Annotated in this window: 24 protein-coding genes and 1 pseudogene; all 25 read right to left on the reverse strand. The window is 68.0% G+C overall.

Annotated features, from left to right (window positions below; genetic code table 11):
• Positions 1–5: 5 nt before the first annotated feature.
• The 25 genes and pseudogenes from fliP to IB225_RS19210 all read right to left on the reverse strand — a co-directional run bounded on the left by fliP (position 6) and on the right by IB225_RS19210 (position 24,189).
• Complete coding sequence (gene fliP, locus IB225_RS19090; protein WP_192314168.1) at positions 6–821, reverse strand: flagellar type III secretion system pore protein FliP; 816 nt, start codon at positions 819–821, stop codon at positions 6–8.
• Between the two features lies 1 nt (position 822).
• Positions 823–1,215 carry a flagellar biosynthetic protein FliO gene (gene fliO, locus IB225_RS19095; RefSeq protein ID WP_192314171.1) on the reverse strand — a complete coding sequence of 131 codons (393 nt, stop codon included), beginning with the start codon at positions 1,213–1,215 and terminating at the stop codon, positions 823–825.
• A 10-nt stretch (positions 1,216–1,225) separates the two neighbouring features.
• Positions 1,226–1,489 (reverse strand): annotated as a pseudogene (gene fliN, locus IB225_RS19100) (flagellar motor switch protein FliN); the annotation flags it as partial.
• A gap of 80 nt (positions 1,490–1,569) precedes the next feature.
• Positions 1,570–2,610, reverse strand: a complete 1,041-nt coding sequence (fliM, locus tag IB225_RS19105) for a flagellar motor switch protein FliM (protein WP_192314178.1) — start codon at positions 2,608–2,610, stop codon at positions 1,570–1,572.
• Positions 2,611–2,625: 15 nt separating this feature from the next.
• Positions 2,626–3,153 carry a flagellar basal body-associated FliL family protein gene (locus IB225_RS19110; protein ID WP_192314181.1) on the reverse strand — a complete coding sequence of 176 codons (528 nt, stop codon included), beginning with the start codon at positions 3,151–3,153 and terminating at the stop codon, positions 2,626–2,628.
• Between the two features lie 233 nt (positions 3,154–3,386).
• The gene (locus tag IB225_RS19115) at positions 3,387–4,607 is read right to left on the reverse strand and encodes a flagellar hook-length control protein FliK (RefSeq protein WP_192314184.1); all 1,221 of its coding nucleotides are present in this window, start codon (positions 4,605–4,607) and stop codon (positions 3,387–3,389) included.
• Complete coding sequence (gene fliJ, locus IB225_RS19120; RefSeq protein WP_192314187.1) at positions 4,607–5,059, reverse strand: flagellar export protein FliJ; 453 nt, start codon at positions 5,057–5,059, stop codon at positions 4,607–4,609. Before fliJ ends, IB225_RS19115 begins: the two co-directional genes overlap by 1 nt.
• Positions 5,060–5,077: 18 nt before the next feature.
• Complete coding sequence (gene fliI, locus IB225_RS19125) at positions 5,078–6,475, reverse strand: flagellar protein export ATPase FliI (RefSeq protein ID WP_192314190.1); 1,398 nt, start codon at positions 6,473–6,475, stop codon at positions 5,078–5,080.
• A complete protein-coding gene (locus IB225_RS19130) occupies positions 6,472–7,062 on the reverse strand; it encodes a FliH/SctL family protein (protein WP_225584125.1) in 591 nt (196 codons plus the stop codon). Before IB225_RS19130 ends, fliI begins: the two co-directional genes overlap by 4 nt.
• Positions 7,063–7,085: 23 nt before the next feature.
• Positions 7,086–8,072 carry a flagellar motor switch protein FliG gene (gene fliG / locus IB225_RS19135; protein WP_192314423.1) on the reverse strand — a complete coding sequence of 329 codons (987 nt, stop codon included), beginning with the start codon at positions 8,070–8,072 and terminating at the stop codon, positions 7,086–7,088.
• A gap of 16 nt (positions 8,073–8,088) precedes the next feature.
• Positions 8,089–9,768, reverse strand: coding sequence for a flagellar basal-body MS-ring/collar protein FliF (fliF, locus tag IB225_RS19140; RefSeq protein WP_192314196.1), 1,680 nt, complete (start codon positions 9,766–9,768; stop codon positions 8,089–8,091).
• A gap of 49 nt (positions 9,769–9,817) precedes the next feature.
• Entirely contained in the window at positions 9,818–10,177 is a 360-nt protein-coding gene (gene fliE, locus IB225_RS19145; protein WP_192267821.1) for a flagellar hook-basal body complex protein FliE, read from the reverse strand.
• 77 nt (positions 10,178–10,254) lie between these two features.
• Positions 10,255–11,721, reverse strand: a complete 1,467-nt coding sequence (locus IB225_RS19150; RefSeq protein ID WP_192314199.1) for a sigma-54 dependent transcriptional regulator — start codon at positions 11,719–11,721, stop codon at positions 10,255–10,257.
• Positions 11,714–12,094 (reverse strand): response regulator transcription factor, encoded by a 381-nt coding sequence (locus tag IB225_RS19155; protein ID WP_192267824.1) that lies wholly within the window; start codon positions 12,092–12,094, stop codon positions 11,714–11,716. Before IB225_RS19155 ends, IB225_RS19150 begins: the two co-directional genes overlap by 8 nt.
• 15 nt (positions 12,095–12,109) lie before the next feature.
• On the reverse strand, positions 12,110–13,534 hold the full coding sequence (gene rpoN / locus IB225_RS19160) for an RNA polymerase factor sigma-54 (RefSeq protein WP_192314202.1): 1,425 nt from the start codon (positions 13,532–13,534) through the stop codon (positions 12,110–12,112).
• Positions 13,535–13,772: 238 nt separating this feature from the next.
• Positions 13,773–14,405, reverse strand: a complete 633-nt coding sequence (locus IB225_RS19165) for a response regulator transcription factor (RefSeq protein ID WP_192314205.1) — start codon at positions 14,403–14,405, stop codon at positions 13,773–13,775.
• Positions 14,406–14,624: 219 nt separating this feature from the next.
• Positions 14,625–15,209, reverse strand: coding sequence for a PilZ domain-containing protein (locus tag IB225_RS19170; RefSeq protein ID WP_192314209.1), 585 nt, complete (start codon positions 15,207–15,209; stop codon positions 14,625–14,627).
• 3 nt (positions 15,210–15,212) lie between these two features.
• Positions 15,213–15,518, reverse strand: coding sequence for a hypothetical protein (locus IB225_RS19175; RefSeq protein ID WP_162338489.1), 306 nt, complete (start codon positions 15,516–15,518; stop codon positions 15,213–15,215).
• Positions 15,515–15,931 carry a flagellar export chaperone FliS gene (fliS, locus tag IB225_RS19180; protein WP_192314212.1) on the reverse strand — a complete coding sequence of 139 codons (417 nt, stop codon included), beginning with the start codon at positions 15,929–15,931 and terminating at the stop codon, positions 15,515–15,517. The genes IB225_RS19175 and fliS overlap by 4 nt, the downstream gene beginning before the upstream one ends.
• A 52-nt stretch (positions 15,932–15,983) precedes the next feature.
• Positions 15,984–17,351, reverse strand: coding sequence for a flagellar filament capping protein FliD (gene fliD / locus IB225_RS19185; protein ID WP_192314215.1), 1,368 nt, complete (start codon positions 17,349–17,351; stop codon positions 15,984–15,986).
• 347 nt (positions 17,352–17,698) lie between these two features.
• A complete protein-coding gene (locus IB225_RS19190; protein WP_192314218.1) occupies positions 17,699–18,898 on the reverse strand; it encodes a flagellin in 1,200 nt (399 codons plus the stop codon).
• A 170-nt stretch (positions 18,899–19,068) separates the two neighbouring features.
• Entirely contained in the window at positions 19,069–20,265 is a 1,197-nt protein-coding gene (locus tag IB225_RS19195) for a flagellin (protein ID WP_192314221.1), read from the reverse strand.
• Positions 20,266–20,440: 175 nt separating this feature from the next.
• On the reverse strand, positions 20,441–21,643 hold the full coding sequence (locus IB225_RS19200; RefSeq protein WP_192314224.1) for a flagellin: 1,203 nt from the start codon (positions 21,641–21,643) through the stop codon (positions 20,441–20,443).
• 82 nt (positions 21,644–21,725) lie between these two features.
• Positions 21,726–22,898 (reverse strand): flagellin, encoded by a 1,173-nt coding sequence (locus IB225_RS19205; RefSeq protein ID WP_192314227.1) that lies wholly within the window; start codon positions 22,896–22,898, stop codon positions 21,726–21,728.
• 82 nt (positions 22,899–22,980) lie between these two features.
• Positions 22,981–24,189: a flagellin gene (locus tag IB225_RS19210; RefSeq protein WP_192314230.1), complete on the reverse strand. Its 1,209-nt coding sequence runs from the start codon at positions 24,187–24,189 to the stop codon at positions 22,981–22,983.
• Between the last annotated feature and the right edge of the window lie 88 nt (positions 24,190–24,277).

Genomic DNA, 24,277 nt, shown 5'->3' on the forward strand with positions numbered 1-24,277 from the left:
GCTCCTCAGACGCCGTTGAAGCTGGCGGCGAGCGAGCCGACGATCAGCACCCAGCCGTCGACCAGCACGAACAGCAGGATCTTGAACGGTGCGGACACCAGCATCGGCGACAGCATCATCATGCCCATCGACATCAGCACGCTGGCCACGACCAGGTCGATGATCACGAACGGGATGAAGATCAGGAAGCCGATCTCGAACGCGGTCTTCAGTTCGCTGGTGATGAACGAGGCGACGACGATCGGGAACGGCACGTCGGCCGGACCCGTGTAGCTGGTGTGGCCCGCCAGGCCGGCGAAGGTCATCAGATCGGTTTCGCGGACCTGCGCCAGCATGAAGTCGCGCAGCGGGCCGGTGGTCAGCGTCCACGCGGTGGAGAAATCGATCTGGCCGTTGAGGTAGGGCGCCATGCCCTGTGCCCAGGCTTTTTCGCCGACCGGCATCATCACCAGCATGGTGAGGAACAAGGCCAGGCCCACCAGCACCTGGTTGGACGGCGTCTGGCCGGTGCCCAGTGCCTGGCGCAGCAGGCCCAGCACGATGATGATGCGGGTGAAGGCGGTCATCGCCAGCAGCGCGGACGGGATCAGCGTGATCGCCGTCATCAGCAGCAACGTCTGCAGCGGCAGGCTGACGGTGTTGTCGCCGACCTGGCCGACGTTGACGTTCGGCAGCGTCGGCAGTGCGGGCGCCGTCGGTGCGGCAGGCGCAGCCGGTGTGGCAGCCGGCGCAGCGGCAGGCGTGGTGGTGGCCTGCGCGAACGCCAGCGTCGGCGCGGCCAGCCACAGCAGGCAGATCAGGGAGAGGATGAAGCGACGCATCTCAGGACTCTTTACGCAGGCGCTTGGCCAGCAGTTCGGCGAAGTTGGGCATCGTCGGCGCGGGCGCGACGACCAGGGGTTCGGGCAGCGTGTGCAGCGTGGTGATGCCGCCGGCGCTCACGCCGATCAGCAGTTGTTCCTTGCCGACTTCGATCACCATCACGCGCTCCTTGGCGCCGACCGACAGCATGGACACCACGCGCAGCTGTTCGCTGGGGCGGATGCCGAGGCCGGCGCCGGGCATGCGCTTCAGCAGCCAGGCCAGGCCGAGGATCAGGCCCAGTACCAGGATCAGGCCGACCAGCGCACCGCCGATGCCGGGCGTGGATGGCGCGTGCTGTCCGATCTTCTGGGCGGGAGCGGCCGCGGTGGCGAGCAGGGCGAAGGCGTGCATGGCGATCGGCTCAGCGCAGGCGACGGATGCGTTCGCTGGGGCTGACCACGTCGGTCAGGCGCACGCCGAAGCGGTCGTTGACCACCACGACTTCGCCGTGCGCGATCAGCGTGCCGTTGACGAATACGTCGAGCGGTTCGCCGGCGCCGCGCTCCAGTTCCACCACCGAGCCCTGGTTGAGCTGCAGCAGATTGCGGATCGGCATGCGGGTGCGGCCGACTTCAAGCGACAGCGTCACCGGCACGTCGAGGATGACGTCCAGGCTCATGTCGGCGTCGTGCGCGGCATGCGCCTCGCTGGTGGCGAGCTCGGTGTCGCCGAAGGCGGTGGCGAGGGCTTCTTCGTTCTCGGGAATCATGGCGTGGCGTCCTGGAAGGCGACGGGTGCAAGGGCGTGGCGGGCGGGAGCGGACGGGTGGCGGCTGCCGGGCGGGTGATGGGCGGTGATCTTCACGGCGTTCCGGCCGTTGGAGATGCCGAACTCGCCGCTGAACACCGGCACCTGTTCGACACAGACCGGCACCGACTTGGGCAGGTCGATCGGCAGGATGTCGCCGACCTTGAGGCGGGTCAGTTCGCGCAGGTTGATGCGCTTCTCGGCCAGTACGCTGGAAACGGTGACTTCGGCGGTGCGCAGCTGCTCGTGCATGGTGACGCGGAAGCTGTCGTCGTCATGCACGCGGTCGGACTGGATGCCGGCGTCGAGCAGTTCGCGGATCGGCTCCAGCATCGAATAGGGCAGGGTGACGTGCAGGTCGCCGCCACCGCCGTCCAGCTCCACGTGGAAGCGGCTGACGACCACGTACTCGCGCGGGCTGACGATGTTGGCGAAATGCGGATTCACTTCGCTGGTGATGTATTCGAAGTCCACCGGCATCACCGGCGCCCAGGCGTCGACCAGGTCGGCGAAGGTCTGCTTCAGCAGCAACTGGATCACGCGCATCTCGGTAGCGGTGAACTCGCGGCCTTCGATCTTGGCCGGGTAGCGGCCGTCGCCACCGAAGAAGTTGTCCACCATGGTGAACACCAGCTTCGGTTCGAACACGATCAGGCCCACGCCGCGCAGCGGCTTGAACTTGACCAGGTTGAGGTTGGTGGGCACGTACAGCGAATGCAGGTAGTCGCTGAACTTGATGGTCTCGATGCCGCGCACCGACAGTTCGGCCGAGCGGCGCAGCAGGTTGAACAGGCCGATGCGCCACGTGCGCACGAAGCGCTCGTTGATCATCTCCAGCGTCGGCAGCCGTCCGCGCACGATGCGGTCCTGGCTGGCGAAATCGTAGGTCCGCGCGACGGTCGGGTCGTGCGGCGGCTCCTCGGTCTCGATCGCGCCGGAATCGACGCCGTTGAGCAGGGCGTCGATCTCGTCTTGCGACAGCAGGTCACTGGTCATCATGGCGGCGGGGTTCCGTCACTGCATCACGAAGCTGGTGAACAGGAGCGACTCGGCGCTGGGCTTGCCGGTTTCGGCCACCAGCAACGCCTTCACTTCGCCGAGGGCGGCGTTCTGCAGGCGCTCCTTGCCCTCGCGCGACATCAGGCCGGCGGCATCCTGCTGGGCGAACAGCATCAGCAGGCGCGCGCGGATCGCCGGCGCGTGCAGTTCGATGGCCTTCAGCGACTCGGGGTCGCGGGTCATCAGCTGCACTTCCACCTGCAGGTAGCGCGCGCCGCCGGTCTCACCGACCAGGTTGACGACGAAAGGCGGTTCCAGCGCGAAGTACTGGGCCGGTGCCGGCACTTCGCCGGGCTTCTTCGCGGCGGGGGCTTCGGCCTTCTCTTCCTTCGCACCGTGGCTGGTGAAGTACCAGGCACCGCCACCGGCGGCGCCGGCGGCAATGACGGCCACCAGACCGATGGTCAGCATCGACTTGCCGCCCTTGGGCTTGTCGCCCTTGTCGGACTTGGACTTGCTTGCGTTCTTGTCGGCGGCTGCCACGGCGGTGGATCTCCTGAGGGGTCAGCCCAGGTGATGCAAGCGGTGTGCCGTGATGGACGGGGAAGGCCGACGGAGTTTTGACGGGACGTCAGCCGAGACGGTTTTCGGTGTGGGAGCGACGTAAGTCGCGATAGCCGTCACGCATCGCCTGGTCTCCGATGCGCCCGGCCACCCGGAGACGGCGTTCGCGACTTACGTCGCTCCCACAATCGGGTCCACCGGCAGGTGAACCATCAGGCGTACGCGTCCACCAGTCCGCGCGCCGTCATGCGGACGCTGCGCGGTGCTTCGGAGGCGGGTTCTCCTGCGTCGCCGCTGCCGTCACCGGCGTGCGAGCCACCGCCCTGCGAGGGCGGGGCGTGCTGCTGGCCCACGTCGGCGTGGGCGAGCTGGAAGCCGTGCTGGCCCAGCATGTCGCGCAGGCGGGGCAGGCTGCTTTCCAGGGCCTGGCGGACGTCGGCCTGGGCGCTGGCGAAGTCCGCATGCACGCGGTCGCCCTCCAGGCGCAGGCGAATCTCGACCGTGCCCAGCTCGTTCGGGGTGACCTTGATGTGGGCGTGGCCGATCTTCTGGTCGGCCATCCAGCGCACGGCATCGCCGATGTCTTCGTCGAAGTGGCCACCCTGCAGGTCGGCGCTGGGCGCTTCCATCGCGTTGACGGTTTCGGTGCGCGACAGGCCGAGCGATCCGTTCGATGCGCCCACGCCTGCCAGCACGTTGGTCGTCGGGGCCGCGTCGCCGTCCTCGTTGCGGAAGGCATCGACGAGGTCGCGGCCCAGGTTGATCGCGTCCGGCACCGCGGCCGCCACTTGCCCGGAGGCCAGGTGCGCGGCGAACGACAGCAGGTTCTGCAGTGGCGCCTTGCTGTCGCTTGCGGCCGCGGCTGCAGTCGGCAGGGACGATGTCGCGTCTGTCGTGGCGGGCTGGGCGGCGTCGCCGGCCTCCGGAGAGGCGATGGCCGGGGCGGCGCCGAGGGCGCCGGGCAGCGCCGACAGGGCGGCGCGAGCGCCGGACAGCAGAGCATCGGGCGTGGCGGTGCCGGCGGCGGGCTGGGCGCCACCGAGAAGCGGATTGCCGAGCGGATCGGTCAGTGCGGGGGCTGTGGCGTCGGTGGGCAGCGCCGCGAGGATCGGCGGCAGTTCCAGCAGGGTCGGTGGCGCGGCAGGGGCGGCGTCAGTGTCTTCCGGCTTGTCGTCGTCGCCTTTCGTACGCGTGGTGTCGTCCTGCTTGCGCGCGGCGGTGTCGGCGCGCTGCCTGACGGGTTCCTTGGCCCCGTTGGCGCGCGTCTCGGGCGTCCGTGGTGCGTCATCGCGCTTCGCAGGACGGCGGACCATGTCGTCGAACGCCGGCTTCTTCGCTGCGGAGGCGTCGTCGTTGGCCGCGACGCCGCTGCCGGACGGCGCGGACGCGGGAGCCTTGGTGGCGAAGGACAGCGCGGACGTCGGTGACGGCATCAGGCGTCCTCGTTCTCGCGAGCGGTGGCGGCCAGGCGTGCGCGGCGCGCGCCCACGTCGTCCATCTCGCGCTGGTCGCGGCGGTCGACGATCAGTTTTTCCTGCACGCGGTAGCTGGCGGCCAGCTGTTCCAGCACCTGCTTGTCGCGGCTGGCCAGCAGCAGACGGTCGCGTTCGATGTCCACGCTGGCGCGGCTGCGGTCGACGTTCTGCAGCTGCTGCTTGAGCGCCTGGTCGATGCGCTCGAGGAAGGCGCGGCGATTGGCCAGCTGCGCCGGGCTGGTCGCGGCCATCTGGCTGTTGGCGTAGTCCTCGGCGTACTGGCGCAGTTCCTCCAGGCGGGATTCGTGCTGCGCCAGCGTGTTCTGGCGCTCGGCCAGGTCGCGGGCGACGGAATCCTCGTGCTCCTGCGCGCGGCGCAGCAGGGGATCGATTCGGCGGGACTGCATCATCGTGGGGGTTCCTTGGCGTTACTGCAGGCCGGGCGGCAGGGGAATGCCGGCGGCGAGGTTGCGTTGGATCAGGGATTCCAGGGCGGCGCGGCTGCTCGGCAGGTCGGCGGCGTGCGCCACGTCCTGGCCGAGGAACTCGACGATCTCCGGCCAGCGTTCCAGTGCCTCGTCCACGGTCGGATCGTTGCCGCGCTGGTAGGCGCCGATGGCGATCAGGTCGCGGTTGCTGTTGTAGGCCGACAGCAGGCGCTTGAGCTTGCGGATGCGGTCGCGCCAGGTCTCGTCGGCGATTTCGGTGACCACGCGGCTGACCGACGACTCCACGTCGATCGCCGGATACAGGCCGGCGTCGGCGACGCGGCGCGACAGCAGGATGTGGCCGTCGAGGATCGCGCGCGCGGCATCAGCGATCGGATCCTGCGGATCGTCGCCTTCGGTCAGCACGGTGTAGAACGCGGTGATCGAACCACGACCCTTGGCACCGTTGCCCGCGCGTTCAACCAGCGCCGGCAGGCGCGCGAACACGGAAGGCGGATAACCGCGCGTGGTGGGCGGCTCGCCGACCGACAGGCCGATCTCGCGCTGCGCCTGGGCGAAGCGGGTCAGCGAGTCCATCAGCAGCAGCACGTTGAGGCCCTGGTCGCGGAACCATTCGGCGATCGCGGTCGCGCGGTACGCGCCCTGCAAGCGCGCCAGCGGCGGACGGTCGGCGGGACTGGCCACGACGACGGCACGCGCCAGGCCGGCGGGACCCAGCGTGGTCTCCACGAAGTCGCGGACTTCGCGACCACGTTCACCGATCAGGCCCACGACGATGACGTCCGCGGCGGTGTACTTGGTCATCATGCCCAGCAGCGTGGACTTGCCGACGCCGGAGCCGGCGAACAGGCCGACGCGCTGGCCGCGGCCGATCGGCAGCAGCGCGTTGATCGCGCGCACGCCGACATCGAGCGGCTGGGTGATGGGTTCACGCGACAGCGGATTGATAGCCACGCCGGCCAGACTGACGCTGCCTTCGGCGCGGATCGGGCCGCGGCCGTCGAGCGGGATGCCATCGCTGTCGATGACGCGGCCGAGCAGGCCTTCGCCGACTTCCACGCCGCCGCGGCGACGCGACGGCACCACGCGCGCGTTCGGCAGCAGGCCGTGCAGTTCGGCGCTGGGCATCAGATAGGTACGTTCGCCCGAGAAGCCGACGACTTCGGCATCGACCCAGCCGCCGTCGACGACTTCGACCTTGCAGGTCGCGCCCATCGGCGCTTCGCAGCCGATCGCTTCCAGGGTCAGGCCGACGGCGCGGCGCAGGATGCCTTCACGGATCAGGCCGCGGCCGCCCAGTTCGGGATTGATCTGCGACAGCCGCGCCGACAGGCGCAGGTCGCGTGCAGTGAGCCACTCGAGCGGCTGTGCACTCATGCGCGTGCCCCGCGGTTCAGGACGGTTTCCAGCGCGCCGCGCAGGCGGGCTTCCAGCGTGCCGTCGATGCGGACGCTCTCCGCATGCACACGCAGGTCGCCGCGGCTCAGCGACGTGTCGGCCGTCAGGCGGGTATGGGCGGTCATCGCCAGCACCGGCGTCAGCGCGGCGATGTCGTCCGGGTGCAGGCGCAGTTCCACTTCACGCTGCGAACCGCCGACGGCGTCCAGCGCGGTGGTGGCCAGTTCCTGCAGCAGCACGGGATCGGTCTGGTAGGCGCGGCCGACCAGTGCGCCGGCGATGCGCACGGCGAGTTCGGACAGCGCGGCGACGACTTCGTTTTCCAGCCGGTCGAGCGGACGCGAGAAGTTGTCGAGGATGCCTTCCATCTGCGCGGCGAGGCGACGCACGTCGGCCTGGCCCTGGGCGAGACCGTCGGCATGGCCTTCGGCCAGGCCGCGTTCCAGGCCTTCGCGGTACGCGGCGTCCTGGATCGCCTGGATCTCTTCCAGGGTCGGCGGCACCAGCGGCGGCGCATCCTGTTCGACGACAGTGTCGGACACCACCACGTCGAGCGGGGCCGGCATCCAGCGCAGCGGCGAGGGCGTGCTCATACCATCTCCTCGGCGCTGGCGGTGAGGGCGATGACGCCCTGGTCAGCCAGGCGGCGGACGATGGCGAGGATTTCCTTCTGCGCGCCTTCGACGTCGGACAGACGCACGGGGCCGCGCGCTTCCATGTCCTCGAGCAGGATCTGCGCGGCGCGCTGCGACATGTTGCGGGTGATCTTTTCCTTCACCTTGGCGTCGGCGCCGCGCAGCGCCAGCCCCAGGCGATCGTTCGGGACTTCGCGCAGCAGCGCCTGCAGTTCGCGGTCGCCCAGGTCGGCCAGGTTGTCGAACACGAACATCAGGTCCTGGATGCGCGAGCCGAGGTCGGCGTCGACCTGGGTGATGTTGCCCAGGATCACCTGGTCCTGGCCGGAATCCATGAAGTTGAGGATGTTGGCCGCGACCTTCACGCCGCCGATGCTGGAGGCCTTGAGGTTCTGGTTGCCGGCGAACTGGCGCTCCATGATCTCGTTGAGCTCGTTCAGCGCGTTCGGCGGGATGCCGTCCAGCGTGGCGATGCGCAGCAGCACGTCGGTGCGGGTGCGCTCGGGCAGCAGCTTCAGCGTGTCGGCGGCCTGGTCGCTGTCGAGGTGGGCGAGCACGATGGCGATGATCTGCGGGTGCTCGTTGCGGACCAGGTCGGAGATCGCGCGCGGGTCCATCCACTTCAGCGTGTCCAGGCCGGTGGTGTTGCGGCCCAGCAGGATGCGGTCGATCAGGCTGCCGGCCTTGTCTTCGCCCAGCGCCTGCACCAGCACCTTGCGCACATAGTCGTCGGCGCCCATGCCCAGCGAGGTCTGCTTGTCCAGCGCCTCGCCGAAGTTGGACATCACCTGCATCACCTGCTCGCGGCTGATGCCGGAGATGGTGGCCATGGCGATGCCGAGCTTCTGCACCTCCTTGGCGTTCATGTGCTTGAGCACTTCGGCGGCGTCTTCCTCGCCCAGCGAGAGCAGCAGCACGGCGGCGCGCTGCACGCCGGTCAGCGAGGTGTCCGGTACGTTATTCATCGCTGGCCACCCAGTCCTTGACCACCTGCGCGACCTGCTTGGAGTCGGTCTTCACCGCTTCGCGGGCCTGGCGCAGGCGATCTTCGTAAGCGTCGGAGGGCAGGGCGCGCATCGGCGGCGCGTGTTCGTGCGACAGCGTGGCGACCACGCCGTCCTCGTCGCCGTCCTCGTCCATCACGCTGACGTCGATGCCTTCATCGTCGTCGCGCTTGTGCTTGGTGGCCGGGCTGATGATCTGGCGCATGGCCGGGCGCAGCACGCCGAACAGCAGCGCGATGACGACCAGCGCGCCCAGGCCGTAGCGCGCGATGTCGCGCACCATCGGGTTGTGCAGCCACGGGCTCTCCCAGAACGGCACGTCCACCGGCGCTTCGGCCTCGCGGACGAACGGGGCATTCATGACCGAAACCGAGTCGCCGCGGGCGGCGTCGAAGCCGACGGCTTCCTTCACCAGCGCCTCGATGCGCGTCAGCGTAGCGGCGTCCAGCGCGGTCATCACGGTCTTGCCGTTCTCGCCGGTGCGCGGCACGTGGTCGACCAGCACGGCGGCGGTGACGCGGCGCACGCGACCGGCCGGCTGGCGCGTGTGCTGCAGCGTGCGGTCCATCTCGAAGTTGCGCGTGGCGCTGCTGGAGGTTTCCACCGGTGCGGCGGGATTCGGCGCGGCGGCGGCCGCGGCGTTCGGGCCGGGTGGCGTGTTGCTGGTCGCGCCGGGCACGCCCTCGGGGCCGGTGCCGGCGTTGGTGGTGTTCTGGCTGACCTGCTCGCTGCGGATCTTGGCCGGATCGTTGGCGAAGGTCTCGCGGGCTTCCTCGGTGACCGAGAAGTCCATGTCCACGGCGACTTCGGCGTTGACGCGGCCGGGGCCGGTCAGCGGCTCCAGCAGTTCGCGGATGCGGTCGTTGAACGAGGTTTCCAGCTTGCGCACGCGTTCGAACTGCGCAGCGTTGAGCGCGGCCTCGCTGTTCGGATCGCTGATGGTCAGCATGCGGCCGCTCTGGTCGACCACGGTGACGCGCTCGGGCGCCAGGTCGGGGATCGACGACGACACCAGGTGCACGATGGCGTCCACCTGGTTGCGTTCCAGCATGGCGCCGGAGCGCAGGTCCAGCACCACCGACGCGCTGGCGACTTCGCGCTGGCGGGTGAAGGCGGACGGCTTGGGGATGGCCAGGTGCACGCGCGCGTCGCGGACCGGGCGCAGCGTGGTGATCGTGCGGACCAGTTCGGTTTCCAGCGCGTGCTGGTAGCGCGCGTTCTCGACGAACTGGCTGACGCCGAAGCCCGGGTCGCGCTCCATCATCTCGAAGCCCAGGCGGCCGCTTTCGGCCAGGCCGGCGCCGGCCAGCTTCAGGCGGGCGTCGTGCAGGTTTTCTTCCGGCACGGAAATCGCGCCGGTGCCCTGGTCCAGCTGGAACGGGATCTGCGCCGCGCGCAGCATGTCGGTCGCTTCGGCGGTCGCCTTGGCGTCCAGGCCGGTGTAGAGCGGGGTGTAGGCCGGCTTCTGCGACCAGAAGAACACCATCATGCCCACGGCCACCGCGCCGGCGATCAGCAGCAGCGTGCCCATCTGCTTGAACACGCGCGCGTCCTGGATCTTGGTCAGCGCTGCGCCGGCCTTGTCGGCGGTCAGCGATTCCTTCAGGGCTTCCTTGGAGAGCGTGAGGGCCATGGCGACGGGTCGGTTCTAGGTAGGAGGGTGGGCGTGGAAGGGGCGCCGCTTACAGCGGCATGTTCATGACGTCCTGGTAGGCCTGCACCAGGCGGTTGCGTACTTCGACGGTGGCGCGGAATGCGACCTGCGACTGCTGCGCGGCCACCATCACCCGCGCCAGGTCCGCGCGCGGATCACCGAGTTCGAAGGCCTGTGCCAGCGCGCCGGAGGTCTTCTGCGCGTTGTTCACGCCTTCCAGCGCGTTCTGCAGCGTGTCGCCGAAACTCGGCGCCTTGACGCCCGGCTGCTCCAGGCCGACCCGGTTGGGCGTGAACGCGCCCGGATTCGGCATCGGCTCCAGCGCACGCGTACCGACCTGGTGCTGGTAGCTGCGGATCTGCGAGAGGATGGAGGTGACGTCGGACATGGGCGGGTGCTTCGGTCGTCGGAATGTCTTGCCTGATCAGTTGCAAGACCCGTGCCGGAAACCACGCCCGCCGCCAGTCAGTTTTCCGTCGCCAGCGCGACGTCTTCGCGTTCGATGCCGTACTTGCGCAGCTTTTCCACCAGCGTGGTGCGGCGCAGGCCCAGCAGCTGGGCGGCGTGGGCGACCACGCCACCGGCGCGGTCCAGCGCGTCGCGGATCAGGTTCAGTTCGATCTGGGCGATGTGCTCGCGCAGGTCGATGCCGGCTTCGGGCAGGCGGTCGGCCGGGGTCACCGCGGCCGCCACGACGGCGACGGGCGCCAGCGACGGGGTGGCGGCAGGGGCGGCGGCGACCGGTGCCGGAGTTTCGACGGCCGGCAACTCCATGCCTTCCGGCTGGTAGCGCTTGGGCAGGTCGGCCATGCGGACCAGGCCACCCGGGTGCAGCACGGCGAGGCGCTCGACCAGGTTGGTCAGTTCGCGCACGTTGCCCGGCCACGCGTAGGTGCGCAGCGCCTGCAGGGTGTCGCTGGCGAAGCGGACTTCGCCACGGCCGGTGCGGGACAGCTGGGCGGCGATGGTCATCACCAGGTCAGCCAGGTCGTCGGCGCGCTCGCGCAGCGCCGGCATCTCGATGGGGAACACGTTGAGGCGGTAGAACAGGTCTTCGCGGAAGTGGCCGTCGGCGATGCGCGCTTCCAGGTTGCGGTGGGTGGCGGCGATCACGCGCACGTTGCAGCGGATGGTCTGGTTGCCGCCGACGCGCTCGAAGCTGCGCTCCTGCAGCACGCGCAGCAGCTTGACCTGCATCGGCAGGCTCATGTCGCCGATTTCGTCGAGCAGCAGGGTGCCGCCCTCGGCCATCTCGAAGCGGCCCTTGCGGGCGCTCAGCGCACCGGTGAAGGCGCCTTTCTCGTGGCCGAACAGTTCGCTCTCCAGCAGGTCCGGCGGGATGGCGCCGCAGTTGATCGCCACGAACGGCCCGTCGCGGCGCGGCGACTGGTCGTGGATGGCGCGGGCCACCACTTCCTTGCCGGTGCCGGACTCGCCCAGCACCAGCACGGTGGTGTCGAAGCTGGCGACCTGCTCGATCATGCGGCGCAGGCGGACGACGGCCGGGCTGTTGCCGGTCGGGCCACTGGTGCTGACCTGCTGCGCCTGGTGTTCGGTATCCAGCCGCTTCAGGCTGGCACGGCGCAGGCAGGCTTCCAGCTGCGCGTGGCGGATCGGGCTTTCCAGCGCCCAGACGCCGGCCTCGTGCAGGCCGTGGGCGGCGGCGAAGCCGGCGGTGTCGCCTTCCAGCAGCAGCACCGGCGGCGGCAGTTGGGCCTTGCCCAGCCAGGCGAAGAAGGTGTCGGCGGCCTTCTGGTCGTCGAGCGAGCCGACCACCACGGCCAGCCAGTCGTGCTGGCGGGCACGACGGACATCCACGTCACCGGCGCTGGAAACCCAGCGGGGCGTCAGGTCCATGAACTCGAGCAGTCCGGCCAGGCGTTCGGCACGGGTAGCGTCGGCGTCGATGACGAGGATGCGGGATTCACTCATGGCGGCTGTCTTTGAATTTTTCGAGGATGGGCAAGACTTCCTGGATGTAGGAAAGCTTGCTGACGAAGTCGTCGGCGCCGGCCCGCATCGCGTGTTCGCGGTGTTCGGCGTCGTCGAAATGGCTGGCGATCACGATGAAAGGCGGTGCGTCCTGCGTCTTGATCAGGCGGGTGGCCTGCAGGCCACCCATCTCCGGCATGGCCAGGTCCATCAGCACCACGTCCGGACGCAGGGTCTCGGAGCGCTCGATGGCTTCCAGGCCGTTGCTGGCGCGGCCCACGACGTCCAGCCACTCCACCTTGCGCAGGTGGCGCAGGGCGGCGTTGATGAAACCTTCGTGGTCGTCCACCAGCAGTACGGTGATCTTGCTCATTACGGTCGTGCTCCGTTATCCAGCCTTGGCCAAGACGGATACGGTAGCGCGTCGGCGTTCCCGGGCGGGAGCGATATCGAGCTGTTCCCGGTACTTCGCCACAGTTCGGCGGGCGATGTGGATGCCCTGGCGGGCCAGCAGGCCGGCGATCGCCTCGTCGGCCAGCGGCTTGCCGGCCGGCTCGGAGTCGATCAGGCGGCGCACCATGGCGCGCACGGCCGGGCCGGACACGTTGGCGCCTTCCAGGCGCACCGCGAAGAAGTGCTTCAGCTCGAAGGTGCCGCGCGGGGTCTGCATGTACTTGCCGGTGGTGATGCGCGAGACCGTGGACTCGTGCATGCCGATGGCGTCGGCGACTTCCTTCAGGGTCAGGGGGGCCATCGCCTCGTCGCCCTGGGTCAGGAAGCCGGCCTGGCGCTCGACGATGGCGCGCGCGGTGCGCAGCAGGGTGTCGTAGCGGATCGACAGGCCACGGGTCAGCCAGCGGGCTTCCTGCAACATCTCGCGCAGCTTGCCGGCGCCTTCCGACGGCTCGGCCTGGTCCAGGGCGCGCTCCTGCATGGCATTCACGCGGATGCGCGGCGTGGTGGCCGGGTTCAGCGCCACGCGCCAGGCGCAGTCGGCGTGCCAGGCAACCACGTCCGGCACGATGTAGCCGGTCGGGGCGGGGGCCAGCGAGGCGCCCGGGCGGGCGTCCAGCGACAGCACCAGGCGCACGCCTTCCATGACCTGGGCGGTGTCCAGGTCCAGCAGGCGGGCGAGGGCGTCGTATTCGTGGGCGGCCAGCAGTGCCAGGCCTTCGGTGACGATGCGGCGGGCGATGTGGCGCGCCGGCACGCGACCCTGCAGGCAGTCCAGCTGCACCAGCAGGCATTCGCGCACGTCGGCCGCGGCCAGGCCGGGGAACTCGCCGCGCAGCAGGCGCTCGCGCAGGCCCAGCACGGCGTCGGTGGTCAGGTCGAAGCGGGCCGAGGCCAGCAGCGCCAGCGTGTCGGGCGCCTGCTCCAGGTAGCCGGCATCGTTGGTGTGCTCCAGCCAGAAGGCGATCACGTCGAGCGCGCGGTCGTCCAGTTCCAGCGCCAGCCGGTCCAGCACGCGCACGTGCGGGTCGCTGGACTCGCCGGCTTCGACGCGCTGCATGCGGTCGTCGTCGCCGTCCTGCCAGCCGGCACCCGGGATGTCCCACAGGTTCGATTCCGGCAGTTCGTCGAACGCGGCGGTTTCCAGCGTGGCGACGTCCTGCGGCGGCAGCACGTCGATCTCGCCGTTCTGCTCGGCGTCGTGGGCTTCCTCGACTTCGAGCAGCGGATTCAGGTCCAGCGCGCGGCGCACTTCCATCTCCAGCTGCAGGCCGTCCAGCTGCAACAGCCGGATCGACTGCAGCAGTTGCGGCGTCAGGTGGAGTTGCTGGCCAAGCTGGGTGGAAAGTCCCGTCTTCATTCCCGTAATCCCCGATTCGATGGCGTGCCGAGGTCGGCTTCACATCGTGTTGACACTTTGCGGGGCGGGTGACGGAAAAAAAATCAGGGCGTTTCTGGTTGTGCTGCGGGCACGCCCCACGCGCCGTCAGGGTTTCCCCTACAGCGTCGATTCAATGGCGGGAATGGGCGCCCTGCGGGGCGCTGCGATCACGGAATTCCGTCACGGAAAGGGCATCGCCCCCGGTGTACTGCAAGGCTCAGGCCAGTTCGTTCTGGTGGCGCGCGGCCAGCAACAGCAGATCGTTGGCGCGGCGGCAGCCGAGCGATTCCATCATGCGCGCGCGGTGCGTTTCCACCGTCTTGACGCTGATGCCGAGTTGCGCGGCGATTTCCTTGCTGCTCATGCCGCTGCCGAGTTGGCGCAGGATTTCGCGTTGCCGCGGCGACAGTGCGGCGATACCGGTCGGACGCTGTGGATTGAGCATCGGCGCCAGCATCTTCGACGACACCTGCGGGCTGAGGAACACTTGGCCGCTCGCAGCGGCACGCAAGGCGAGTTCCAGTTCCATCGGCGCGGCTTCCTTGACGACGAAGCCGGCGCAACCGCGATCGAGGGCGACGCGCACCTGGGTGGGATCGTTGTGCATGGACATCATCACCACGCGCGTCTGCGGCAGCGATTCGCGCAGCAGCGGCAGCAGTTCCAGACCGCTGCGGTCGGGCAGCGACAGGTCCAGCAGGATCAGGTCGGGACGGTGGATCGCCGCCATATCGAGGGCCTGCTGGGCATTGCAGGCTTCGGCCACGACATCGACATCGGGCAACGCCTGCAGCAGGCGTCCAATGCCAGCGCGGACCAGGGTGTGGTCATCGACGATCAGTACACGCACGGGGAGAGATCAGAGGCTGTCGCGTTGCAGGGTAGGGCCACGATAGCGGCGCGATGCCGTCGCGCCAATTCATGGACGCGATGGAGATGTGAAATACCGACACGAGTCACACTTAGCGCACGCACGGCGCGCGCAAAACCACGAATTGCGCAAGGCGCAGACGTGACAGTCACATCGCCTGCGCGATGCGCCTGCAGCAGACATCTGCGCGAAACGTGTTTACGTACGGCTTGCAAGCTGCCGTGCCTCGGCGACCTGACGACGGTGCAGGCGGAACAGGTGACGGTCCATCGCTTCGGCGAGGCCGGCGTTCAACGCATCGAACTGCAGCCACAGGTGATGCAGCCCCTGCGAGCCTTCCACCTGGTCCATCACGGTGGCCGGCAACTCGATCTGGTCGCTCAGCCAGGCCGCGGGCTGCATGGTGACGATGCCGGGATCGCCGGCGGTGCACGCCAGCGGCGTCGTGCTATCCAGCCGCACACCACGATGTGACCAGCGCAACGCGATGACGGGCAGGGCTTCTTCGTGCCGGCGCGCGAGGCGGCCGAGCAACGACAACACCAGGTCGAGCTTGGCTTCGATGCGCTGCTGCGATGGCGTGGCTTCCTTGCGCTCCTCGGGATCGTCACCGCGGACGTCTTCGGCGATCGCCAGGCCTTTCAGCAGGGCTTCCGACGGCGCCTGCATCACCACGCGCCGACCGGGGTCGAAGCGCGCGGGGAGCACCGCGTCACACGTCAATGCTCCGTCGAACAGCGCGTGTTCCGCGGGATGTTCCACCAGGATGATCGACGTGGTCATGGTTCAACCCTCGACGACGGACAGGTATGCGCGTGCGGCGCGATCCGCGCGCTGGGTGGCATGCATGCGGACACGTGCCTGTTCGCGTGCGTCCTGCATGGATTTCTGCAGTTCGAGCTGGGCGCGCAACAGCACGGCCAGCGCGTCGTAACCGGCGGTCCTGCCGCCGTCGGCATGCAGGAACGCGCGCACGTCATGGTCGTGGCGGTTCAACAGGCGCTCCACGTCCTCCAGTTCACCGGCGTGCAGCGCGTGCCGCATGCCGTCAAGCTGGGCAAACAGATCGTCGAGGGCCGGCGCGGCGCTCATCCTGCCGCGGCCATCGCCGGGACTTGGCGCTGCTCGCTGGGGATGGCGTTCCAGGCGGATTCGATCTCGCCCAACAGGTCCAGCGACTCGCGCAGGGCCGCGGGGTCGTTGTGCAGGTTGGCTTCGATCAGGCGCGTCTGCACGTAGTCGTACAGCGCCGAGAGGCTACCGGCGATCTCGCCGCCGGCTTCGTGGTCCAGCGAGCCGTTGAGGTGGCCGATGATGGCGCTGACTTCGCCGATGGCCTTGCCCTTGCGCGCCAGGTCGCCGCGCACCACGCAGGCTTCCGCCAGGCGCAGGCGCTCGCAGGCGCCCGACAGCAGCAGGGCGACCAGGCGGTGCGGATCCGCTTCCATCACGGCGCTGCTGAGGCCGGTGTTGCGGTACTGCGCGGCATAGGACTGAAGTGACATTCCATTTTCTCCTGGGGGCCCGGCGACGAAGGCGTATCCGGACCCGCGGTGTTTAACTGCTCGTCTGAGCGGTGAGCGACGCCAGCTGCTGGGCAAGGGCGGAACTGGTGGTGTTCATCTGTGAAATCATGCTGTCCAACGCCACGAACTGCGCCTTGTAGCGGTTGCCCACCGCTTCCATGCGCGCGTCGAGTGCGGTGCGCTGTGCTGTGACGTCCTTGATCTGTGCGTTCAGGCCGTTGGTGCGCAGGGTGAACGCGCCATCGGTGCCGACATAGCTGCCGACTGCCGTCTGCAGTCGTCCCGCGAACGCGGTCTCGCCGGTGAAGGCGGTGCGGATCTTTTCCGGGTCGGCGGTGAGCGCCGCGGTGAACTTGCTGCTGTCGAAGACCAGCGTGCCGTCCGAGGTCGGATAGCCCTTGGTCTGCAGGCCGATCGTCTTCGCATCCAGGCCCTGGGCGGCCAGGCCGCCGAGCAGATCGCCCATCAGGTTGCGCAACTGGCCCGCCGCGCTGCGCATCTGCGCGTCGCCGGTCAGGGCAGAGGGCTCGTTGCTCTCGGCGTTGTACTTGGTGCTGGTGTTGATCGCGGTGATGGCGGCGTTGTAGGCCGTCACGAAATCCTGGATCAACTTGCTGGCGGCCGCCGTGTCGGTGGACACGGTGACCGTGCTGGTGCCCTTGGTCTTCAGGTCCAGCGTCAGGCCGGGGACGGCCTCGGTGATCTTGTTGGTGCTGGCGGTGACGGTCAGGCCATCGATCTTCACTTCCGCATCTGCGGCCGGCACGCGCTCTTCCAGGCTGCCGACCAGCGACTGCAGGTCGCTGCCGCCGGAGGCGAAGGCGAGGGTGAAGCCGTTGGCGGCACCGGTCTTGTCCGCCGACACCGACAGGTACTGGCCGTCATTGGACGTCAGCACGCTGGCCTGCACGCCCTTTGCGCGGGCGACGTCGTTGATGGCACCGCGCACGTCCTGCAGCGTGGCGCCCTCGGCGATGTCGATCGCCAGCGATTCGCCGCCGATGGTCAGCGTCAATTGGCCGGCGCCGAACGTCTGGGTGGCGGTGACCGGGGTATCGGTGATCCATTTGTTGGCGGTGGCCAGTTCGACCACCTCCAGGTTGTAGATGCCGTTGGGCGTGCCAGCGGAGACACTGGCACCGGCAACGGTGTCGGTACCCGACTTGACCGTGCGGACGTCGAATGCGGTGGCGGACTTCAACGCCTTGAGGGCGGTGTCCAGTGTGCTGAAGGCGGAACTGACGGTGCCGATGGCGGACAGCTTGAACTTGGCCTGGCTCTCGATGCGGTTCAGGCGGTTGTCGGCGGGCTTGCGATCGGCCGCGACCAGCTGTTCGACCATGCCGGTGATGTCCAGCCCCGAACCGATGCCGCCGTAACCCAGCGAATAATCTGCCATTGCCCTGTCTCCTGTCTGGCCCTTTCCGCAAAAAGGGAGGCCGGGCGGGCCTCCATCCGATGACGAATGGGACCCGCCCGTGCACTACCAATAACGGCCCGGCTGAGCCGTTCTTTAGCCGCATTTCTCCGTCTCCCACCGCCGCCGTGGGTCCGGCGTGCTGGTGAGAAATGCGGGCCTGCGGAGCGATGCAGGGTTTGTGCCAGAGCGGCCGCGATGCCCCCCGTCGAGCGGGCAAAAAAAGACCCCCTCCACGACGGGAGGGGGCTGGGGTACTGCCAAACGGAGGGAGACGAATCCGTCCGTGACGACAGGGAACTACGGAGGTCGTTACTGCGTGCCGCGCGTCAGCGCAGCAGGGACATCACGTTCTGGGGCACCTGGTTGGCCTGGGCCAGCATGGCCGTACCGGCCTGCTGCAGGATCTGGGTGCGGGTCAGTTCGGCGGTTTCCTTGGCGAAGTCGGTGTCGCGGATGCGGCTTCGCGATGCGGCCAGGTTTTCCGAGCTGGTCTGCAGGTTGGCGACCACCGAGGTGAAGCGGTTCTGCACCGCACCCAGGTCGGCACGCGCCGAGTTCACGACGGTCAGCGCCTTGTCGACGATGGTGACCGCGCGCGAGGCGTTGAGATAGGTAGTGACATCCAGCTCGGACAGGCCTTTCACTTCACCCGCGCCAGGTGCGCCACTCGTGACGCCGACACCCGAGACGATGCCGGCGGCACTGCTGGTGCCGTACACGATGTTGATGCCGGCGGCGGCTCCGCTGCTGTTGAGCGCCGCACCGACGGTGTAGTACGAACCGCTGGTGCCGGTGGACTCGGCGTAGAGGCCGTGCTCGCCGACCTTGGCGTTGATCGCGCCCATGATCTTGGCGGTGACCTGGGCGCCGGTGTCGCCTGTCTTCACGTCGACATCGTCGATAGCGATCGTCGTGCCGGCGGGATTGGTCACCGAGATGTTGGTGATCTTGCCGTCGGCGGTCGCCGTACCCGTGGCCACGCCGACGCCGCTGGTGGAACCGAACTGGACCTTGCCCAGCGCGGTGGACTTGGCGTCGACGGTCTTGTCGATGGCGATGGCCTGGCCGGCGTTGGCGCCGACCTGGAACAGTTGGCTGGAAAACGAACCGTCCAGCAGCTTGGTGCCGTTGAACTCCGACTGCTTGGCCACGCGATCGATCTCAAGCGTCAGCTGCTTGACCTCGGCGTTCAGCGCGGCGCGGTCGGAGGAGGAATTGGTCGCGTTGGACGATTGCACGGCCAGTTCGCGGATGCGTTGCAGGTTGTTGCCGATCTCGGTCAGCGAACCTTCGGCGACCTGCGCCAGCGAGATGCCGTCGTTGGCATTGCGCACGGCGACATCGAGGCCGCGGATCTGCGTGCTGAAGCGTTCGGAAATGGCCAGACCGGCCGCGTCGTCCTTCGCGCTGTTGATGCGCAGGCCGGACGAGAGGCGCTGGATGGTGGTGGCGAGCGAGGCGCCGCTGGTGCTCAGGTTGCGCTGGGCATTCAACGACATCGTATTGGTGTTGATGACCTGTGCCATGGCGCGGACCTGATGGAAAGAAACGGGTTACAACGGAGAAGGAAGGCCCGGCGCCCGCCACCAACCCGGTGGAGGGCGGAAGGAAGGCGAACCTTCCTTCCCGACGCGAAACGGAGGGAGACGAATCCTTCCGGGATGCCTGCGCCAGGCAACGATTCCTGTGAAGCGGTTTAGCGGAGCAGCGACATCACGTTCTGCGGCACCTGGTTTGCCTGGGCCAGCATGGCCGTACCGGCCTGCTGCAGGATCTGGGTGCGGGTCAGTTCGGCGGTTTCCTTGGCGAAGTCCGTGTCGCGGATGCGGCTGCGCGAGGCGGCCAGGTTTTCCGAGCTGGTCTGCAGGTTGGCGACCACCGAGGTGAAGCGGTTCTGCACCGCGCCCAGGTCGGCGCGGGCGGAGTTGACCGACTTCAGTGCTTCGTCGACCACGTCCAGTGCCTGCTGCGCGCCCTTGACCGTGCTGATGTCCAGCTTGGACACGACGACAGCGGTCTGGCTGGCGGCGGTACCGGCGGTGAAGTCCACGCCGATCTGCGCGGCAGTGGCGTTGGCGGGCGTGCCCGTCGTGCCCTGGCCACCGGTGATGGTGCCGGCGGTGACGGTCAGGTCTTTGCCGGCCTTCAGCGATTCCAGCTTGATCGCACCACCGGAGGTGACGCTGGCGGACAGGCCGGTTTCGCCCATGCGCGAGTTGATGGCGGCGCTCAGCGTGTCGGCGATTTCCTTGCCCGTCGCGCCGGCCTTCCAGCTGACGTCGTCGAGGGTGACACCGTTCAGCGCGAAGCCGCTCAGCTTGCCGTCGGTCGTGGCGGCGACGGCAGCCGTACCGGTGCTGTCGGCAGCGAACTTGACGTTGCCCAGCGAGGCGGCCTTGGCATCGACGGTCTTGTCGATGGCGATGGCCTGGCCGGCGTTGGCGCCGACCTGGAACAGCTGGCTGGAGAACGAACCGTCCAGCAGCTTGGTGCCGTTGAACTCGGACTGCTTGGCGACGCGGTCGATTTCGGCGGACAGCTGCTTCACTTCGGCGTTCAGCGCCGCACGGTCGGACGAGGAGTTCGTCGCGTTGGCCGACTGCACCGACAGCTCACGGATGCGCTGCAGGTTGTTGCCGATCTCGGTCAGCGAACCTTCCGCGACCTGAGCCAGCGAGATACCGTCGTTGGCGTTGCGCACGGCAACGTCCAGGCCACGGATCTGGGTGGAGAAGCGCTCGGAGATGGCCAGACCGGCGGCGTCGTCCTTTGCGCTGTTGATGCGCAGGCCCGACGACAGGCGCTGGATGGTGGTGGCGAGCGAAGCGCCGCTGGTGCTCAGGTTGCGCTGAGCGTTGAGCGACATCGTGTTGGTATTGATGACCTGTGCCATGACGGGGTCCTGGGAAAGGGAAGGGTGAAGCCTGGGTGCGGAGAGGAATGCCCGGCGCCCGCCACCAACCCGGTGGAGGGCGGATGGACGGCAGAGCCATCCATCCCGGCGTCAATCGGAGGGAGACGAATCCTTCCGGGGCGCCTGCGCCAGGCAACGATTCCTGTGAAGCGGTTTAGCGGAGCAGCGACATCACGTTCTGGGGCACCTGGTTGGCCTGGGCCAGCATGGCCGTACCGGCCTGCTGCAGGATCTGGGTGCGGGTCAGTTCGGCGGTTTCCTTGGCGAAGTCGGTGTCGCGGATGCGGCTACGCGAGGCGGCCAGGTTTTCCGAGCTGGTCTGCAGGTTGGCAACGACCGACGTGAAGCGGTTCTGCACCGCACCCAGGTCGGCGCGGGCCGAGTTGACCGAGGTCAGCGCCTTGTCGACGATTTCCAGGGCCTGCTGCGCACCCTTGACCGAGCTGATGTCCAGGTTGCTGGCGAACTTCTTCGCCGGTGCCGAGGCGGCGACGGTCGCCGTGTAAGTCTGGCCGGAATCCGCGGCGTTCACGCCCGTCCAGGTACCGACGGTGGCGGTGATCGCCTTGAACGAGCCATCGGCATTGCTGCTGTCCTTGACCGAGGTCAGGGTCAGGCCGGTGGTGCCGTTGACTTCGGCATACACGCCGGTTTCACCGATCTTGGCGTTGATCGCGGTGGCCACGGCGGTGCGCGTCGCGGCGGCGGTCGCCGCACCATCCGCACCCTGCGTGACCTGCACGGTGTCGATGGCGACGCCGTTGATCTGCAAGCCGGAGATGCTGACGTTGGCGTTCGCGGTCAGGTTGCCCAGCGTCAGCGCATTGCTGTCGAAGCGGGCACCGCCCAGCGCATTGGCCTTCGCGTCGACGGTCTTGTCGATGGCGATGGCCTGGCCGGCGTTGGCACCGACCTGGAACAGCTGGCTGGAGAACGAGCCGTCCAGCAGCTTGGTGCCGTTGAACTCGGACTGCTTGGCGACGCGGTCGATTTCGGCCGTCAGCTGCTTCACTTCCGCGTTCAGCGCCGCACGATCGGACGAGGAGTTCGTCGCGTTGGCCGACTGCACCGACAGCTCACGGATGCGCTGCAGGTTGTTGCCGATTTCGGTCAGCGAACCTTCCGCGACCTGGGCCAGCGAGATGCCGTCGTTGGCGTTGCGCACGGCAACGTCCAGGCCACGGATCTGGGTGGAGAAGCGTTCGGAAATCGCCAGGCCGGCGGCGTCGTCCTTCGCACTGTTGATGCGAAGACCCGACGACAGGCGCTGGATGGTGGTGGCGAGCGAAGCGCCGCTGGTGCTCAGGTTGCGCTGGGCATTCAACGACATCGTATTGGTATTGATTACCTGTGCCATGGAGGGTTCCTCAAGGCGGTGGGACGGGAAGAGGCGCTGGGCCCGGGCGGAGGGAGAGTGATCCGCCCGGGCGGTTCTCCGCTTAGCGGAGCAGCGACATCACGTTCTGCGGCACCTGGTTGGCCTGGGCCAGCATGGCCGTACCGGCCTGCTGCAGGATCTGGGTGCGGGTCAGCTCGGCGGTTTCCTTGGCGAAGTCGGTATCGCGGATGCGGCTACGCGACGCGGCCAGGTTTTCCGAGCTGGTCTGCAGGTTGGCGACCACCGAGGTGAAGCGGTTCTGCACCGCACCCAGGTCGGCGCGGGCCGAGTTGACCGAGGTCAGCGCCTTGTCGACGACTTCCAGGGCCTGCTGCGCACCCTTGACCGAGCTGATGTCCAGGTTGCTGGCGTACTGCTTGGTCGGGGCGCCGCCCGCGGTGTAGCCGGCCGCCGTCGTGGCGAAGGCGGTGAACGCGCCGCTGGCGTTGACGCTGTCCTTGACCGAGGTCAGGGTGACCGCGCCGGCCGCATTGGCTTCGGCATAGACGCCGGTTTCGCCGACCTTGCTGTTGATGTGCGCGGCCAGCTGCTTGCCGGTTTCGCTGGCATTGGCGGCGGCCAGGCCGACGCTCTTCACGGTCAGGGATTCGAAGCTGACCGCCGTGCCCTTGCTGTCGGTGATGGTGAAGGCCGCGACCACCTGGTCGGTGTTGTCCGTGCCGGTCACGGCGGCGATGGTGCCCGTCGCGAACTGCGCGCCACCCAGGGCGTTGGCCTTGGCATCGACGGTCTTGTCGATGGCGATGGCCTGGCCCGCATTGGCGCCGACCTGGAACAGCTGGCTGGAGAACGAGCCGTCCAGCAGCTTGGTGCCGTTGAACTCGGACTGCTTGGCGACACGGTCGATTTCGGCCGTCAGCTGCTTCACTTCCGCGTTCAGTGCCGCGCGGTCGGACGAGGAGTTCGTCGCGTTGGCCGACTGCACCGACAGCTCACGGATGCGCTGCAGGTTGTTGCCGATTTCGGTCAGCGAACCTTCCGCGACCTGCGCCAGCGAAATGCCGTCGTTGGCGTTGCGGACCGCGACGTCCAGGCCGCGGATCTGGGTGGAGAAGCGTTCGGAGATGGCCAGACCGGCCGCGTCGTCCTTGGCGCTGTTGATGCGGAGACCCGACGACAGACGCTGGATGGTCGTGGCCAGCGAGGCGCCGCTGGTGCTCAGATTGCGCTGAGCATTCAACGACATCGTGTTGGTGTTGATTACCTGTGCCATGAGAAGTTTTCCTTAGGCGTTTGCCGCACGGGGGATGGAGGGTTCAACGCTTCCCGGCCGTGCAACCCGGGACGTCAAAGGGTTAGTTCCGCAGCAGGGACATCACGTTCTGGGGCACCTGGTTGGCCTGGGCCAGCATGGCCGTACCGGCCTGCTGCAGGATCTGGGTGCGGGTCAGCTCCGCGGTTTCCTTGGCGAAATCGGTGTCGCGGATACGGCTGCGCGAGGCGGCCAGGTTTTCCGAGCTGGTCTGCAGGTTGGCGACCACCGAGGTGAAACGGTTCTGGATGGCGCCCAGGTCGGCGCGCGCGCCGTTGACCGAGGTCAGTGCCTTGTCCACCACTTCCAGGGCGCGCTGGGCGCCGGAGAAGGTCGTGATGTCCAGGCTCTGGACGAAGCTGTTGGTCGTGGCCAAGTCGCCGCCGTTGGTGCTGGTCTCGGTCAGGCCGAGGTTGGCGGCGCTGGAGACGGTGGCACCGGTGACGGCCGGGCCGCCGAAGGCCAGATCGAAGCTCTGGCCACCCTTGATGGAGGTCAGGTTGATCACGCCGGCCTTGACCTCGGCGTAGACGCCGGTCTCGCCCAGCTTGGCGTTCAGCGCGGCAGCCGCGCCCTGGGTGATCGACTGGCCGGCCTTCACTTCGAAGGCGCCGATGTCGATGGTCTTGGTGACGCCGCCGCTGGTCGCGGTGACCTGCAGCTGCGAGTAGGTGGTATCGGCCGCAGCGGCGTCGACGCCCAGCGCGGTACCGGCATAAACATTGGCAAAGGTCACGCCACCCAGCGTCTGCGCGCGGGCGTCCACCACCTTGTCGATCGCGATCGCCTGGCCGGAGTTGGCACCCACCTGGAACAGCTGGCTGGTGAACGAACCGTCCAGCAGCTTGGTGCCGTTGAAGTCGGCCTGCTTGGCCACGCGGTCGATTTCAGCCGTCAGTTGCTTCACTTCGGCGTTCAGCGCGGCGCGGTCGGAGGCCGAGTTGCTGGCGTTGGACGACTGCACGGCCAGTTCGCGGATGCGCTGCAGGTTGTTGCCGATCTCGGTCAGCGAGCCTTCGGCGACCTGGGCCAGCGAGATGCCGTCGTTGGCGTTGCGCACGGCAACGTCAAGGCCACGGATCTGCGTGCTGAAGCGTTCGGAAATCGCCAGGCCGGCGGCGTCGTCCTTCGCACTGTTGATGCGAAGACCCGACGACAGGCGCTGGATGGTGGTGGCGAGCGAAGCGCCGCTGGTGCTCAGGTTGCGCTGAGCGTTGAGCGACATCGTGTTGGTGTTGATGACCTGTGCCATGTTCGTCTCCTCTTATTTGGATTCACGGCGTTGAAGGGAAAAAGACGCTGCCGGTTTGTTTTGGTTTGGCTAGTCGCCTTCGTGTTGC

This window comes from Pseudoxanthomonas sp. PXM02 (assembly GCF_014851805.1).
GTDB lineage: Bacteria > Pseudomonadota > Gammaproteobacteria > Xanthomonadales > Xanthomonadaceae > Pseudoxanthomonas_A.

Excerpts from the sequence above, each read along its gene's own strand:
- IB225_RS19130 (WP_225584125.1), bottom strand. The coding sequence starts at position 7,062 with ATGCCGGCCCCGCTCGACGTGGTGGTGTCCGACACTGTCGTCGAACAG.
- IB225_RS19175 (WP_162338489.1), bottom strand. The coding sequence starts at position 15,518 with ATGAGCGCCGCGCCGGCCCTCGACGATCTGTTTGCCCAGCTTGACGGC.
- fliO (WP_192314171.1), bottom strand. The coding sequence starts at position 1,215 with ATGCACGCCTTCGCCCTGCTCGCCACCGCGGCCGCTCCCGCCCAGAAG.
- fliM (WP_192314178.1), bottom strand. The coding sequence starts at position 2,610 with ATGATGACCAGTGACCTGCTGTCGCAAGACGAGATCGACGCCCTGCTC.
- fliJ (WP_192314187.1), bottom strand. The coding sequence starts at position 5,059 with ATGATGCAGTCCCGCCGAATCGATCCCCTGCTGCGCCGCGCGCAGGAG.
- fliS (WP_192314212.1), bottom strand. The coding sequence starts at position 15,931 with ATGTCACTTCAGTCCTATGCCGCGCAGTACCGCAACACCGGCCTCAGC.
- IB225_RS19195 (WP_192314221.1), bottom strand. The coding sequence starts at position 20,265 with ATGGCACAGGTCATCAATACCAACACGATGTCGCTCAACGCTCAGCGC.
- IB225_RS19200 (WP_192314224.1), bottom strand. The coding sequence starts at position 21,643 with ATGGCACAGGTAATCAATACCAATACGATGTCGTTGAATGCCCAGCGC.
- IB225_RS19115 (WP_192314184.1), bottom strand. The coding sequence starts at position 4,607 with ATGCCGTCACCGACGTCCGCGCTGTCCTTCGCCACCAAGGCTCCCGCG.
- IB225_RS19150 (WP_192314199.1), bottom strand. The coding sequence starts at position 11,721 with ATGAGTGAATCCCGCATCCTCGTCATCGACGCCGACGCTACCCGTGCC.
- fliD (WP_192314215.1), bottom strand. The coding sequence starts at position 17,351 with ATGGCAGATTATTCGCTGGGTTACGGCGGCATCGGTTCGGGGCTGGAC.
- IB225_RS19210 (WP_192314230.1), bottom strand. The coding sequence starts at position 24,189 with ATGGCACAGGTCATCAACACCAACACGATGTCGCTCAACGCTCAGCGC.
- IB225_RS19155 (WP_192267824.1), bottom strand. The coding sequence starts at position 12,094 with ATGAGCAAGATCACCGTACTGCTGGTGGACGACCACGAAGGTTTCATC.
- IB225_RS19190 (WP_192314218.1), bottom strand. The coding sequence starts at position 18,898 with ATGGCACAGGTCATCAACACCAATACGATGTCGTTGAATGCCCAGCGC.
- IB225_RS19205 (WP_192314227.1), bottom strand. The coding sequence starts at position 22,898 with ATGGCACAGGTAATCAACACCAACACGATGTCGTTGAATGCTCAGCGC.
- fliP (WP_192314168.1), bottom strand. The coding sequence starts at position 821 with ATGCGTCGCTTCATCCTCTCCCTGATCTGCCTGCTGTGGCTGGCCGCG.
- fliE (WP_192267821.1), bottom strand. The coding sequence starts at position 10,177 with ATGTCCGACGTCACCTCCATCCTCTCGCAGATCCGCAGCTACCAGCAC.
- rpoN (WP_192314202.1), bottom strand. The coding sequence starts at position 13,534 with ATGAAGACGGGACTTTCCACCCAGCTTGGCCAGCAACTCCACCTGACG.
- fliF (WP_192314196.1), bottom strand. The coding sequence starts at position 9,768 with ATGGCCCTCACGCTCTCCAAGGAAGCCCTGAAGGAATCGCTGACCGCC.
- fliI (WP_192314190.1), bottom strand. The coding sequence starts at position 6,475 with ATGAGTGCACAGCCGCTCGAGTGGCTCACTGCACGCGACCTGCGCCTG.
- IB225_RS19170 (WP_192314209.1), bottom strand. The coding sequence starts at position 15,209 with ATGACCACGTCGATCATCCTGGTGGAACATCCCGCGGAACACGCGCTG.